The sequence below is a fragment of the Bacteroides sp. RTP31139st1_H2_RTP31139_211217 genome, assembly GCF_040227615.1.
Classification (GTDB): domain Bacteria; phylum Bacteroidota; class Bacteroidia; order Bacteroidales; family Bacteroidaceae; genus Bacteroides; species Bacteroides uniformis.
In genome coordinates, this window is the sequence record NZ_JBCNZM010000330.1 from 1 (window position 1) to 1,589 (window position 1,589).

Consider the following 1,589-nt stretch of genomic DNA (forward strand, 5'->3'; position numbering starts at 1 on the left):
GGTCTATATTGTCTCCCCACACCGACTCGGCAAGGCTCATTTTATTGATGACCCGGCCGGGGTTGAGTACAAAATAATAGAGCAGGTCGTACTCCTTGCGGTTCAGCTGCAAGGGTTTTCCGTTTATCTCTACCTGCCGTTTGTCGGGGTAGAGCAAAAGATTTCCAAGGGTGACGGTCACATCTCCCTTCGCCTGCCGCCGACGTATCAATGACTTGACACGTGCATTGAGTTCTGCCAGATGGAAAGGCTTTGTAAGGTAATCGTCGGCTCCCAGTTCCAGCCCGTCCACCTTGTCGTCCAGCGAGTCTTTGGCCGAGATAATAAGCACACTGTCACTGCGGTGCAGCCGTTTCAGCTCACGCAGCAAGTCCAGACCGCTCCCGCCAGGCAACATGATATCCAGCAAAATGCAGTCGTAATCGTAGTCATTGATTTTATCCAATGCCGAAAAATAGTCGGCAGCGGTCTCTACAACAAACTTTTCTTTCAAGAGCGAAGTGCGGATGGTTTCCCGCAAATCTTGCTCATCTTCTACAATCAGGATTTTCATACCGGCAAAGATGGTCTATAAAACTGGAAACAATCTGGAAAACTATCCACTAATCAATGCTGTCTGTCTGATAGTCCTCCATCAGTTCTTCTTTTGCCATGGAGATTTTCCCGTCAGCCGTAATGGTCAGTCTGATGGGAACATAAAGGTCGGATTGCGGATAGCAGACGCTCGCCGCGTATATGATTCCTTGCGGAGTGGTCTTGTCATAGACCAGCCCCTCAAGAATGGAGTACTTCATGAACTTGGCATCCACCAACGAAGCAAAATTATCTTTGGTGAACACTTTATCCACCACCTGCTTCCCGCCGCACGTGATGCGCAAGGTGATACGGTTATCCACAAATTTCTCCCCCTGCTCGTTTTTCACTATCGGCAGAGATTCATCCGGCCGGCGCACTACAGAAGACTGATACTCTTTTCCCTTATACGTAAAGGATGTTTTTACATCAGACACCTGCATGCGCTGTGGGCCGGCAATTTCTGTACTATCCTGCATCAATACCTGCGTACCGTCTTTCTTATTCTTGTCTTGCGACGAACAAGCAGTGAAGAAAATGACCGATGCACACACTAAAATATAGACTATATTCTTCATCGTTCTGTTTTTTAGTAGTTGACCGGACAAAAATAGTACAAATTGAATGCAATAGAAAATTTATTTTCTTTTAGATTCCATTTTTGCTTTTCTATCCTGCACTTTCTTGCTGTATGCAGCATATTGTTCTTCCGTCATGATCTTCTGGAGTTGTGAATCATAAGCAATACGGGCAGTCTTCATCTCTTCACGCTTCTTTTCCATCTCCGCTTTTTTCTGCGCGCGTTGCTCATCCGTCAATTGATGGCGCTTGCCATCTCTCTTATGATGCTTGTGTGCTTTGGCACGATGCATCGGCATATCTCCCATTTTCTCAACCAATGCCAGATTTGCCTCCAGCAGTTGTTGTTTCTGCGTATCGTTCAAGGAGTACTCTTTCACCATCCGTTCCGTCATGCGCTCGGCACGGACTTTCGGTTCGGGCATTTTATCACTGTG

The 1,589-nt window shown here is 46.8% G+C and carries 3 protein-coding genes; all 3 read right to left on the bottom strand.

Annotation, left to right across the window (positions count from 1 at the left end; genetic code table 11):
* A partial coding sequence (locus ABUA47_RS24650; protein WP_349832278.1) for a response regulator transcription factor occupies positions 1–553 on the bottom strand: 553 nt, incomplete at its 3' end.
* Between the two features lie 49 nt (positions 554–602).
* Entirely contained in the window at positions 603–1,151 is a 549-nt protein-coding gene (locus ABUA47_RS24655; protein ID WP_005831701.1) for a DUF4738 domain-containing protein, read from the bottom strand.
* A gap of 60 nt (positions 1,152–1,211) precedes the next feature.
* Positions 1,212–1,589, bottom strand: a 378-nt coding sequence (locus ABUA47_RS24660; RefSeq protein ID WP_349832280.1) for a DUF4890 domain-containing protein, incomplete at its 5' end; no start/stop codon positions are given.

Excerpts from the sequence above, each read along its gene's own strand:
- ABUA47_RS24655 (WP_005831701.1), bottom strand. The coding sequence starts at position 1,151 with ATGAAGAATATAGTCTATATTTTAGTGTGTGCATCGGTCATTTTCTTC.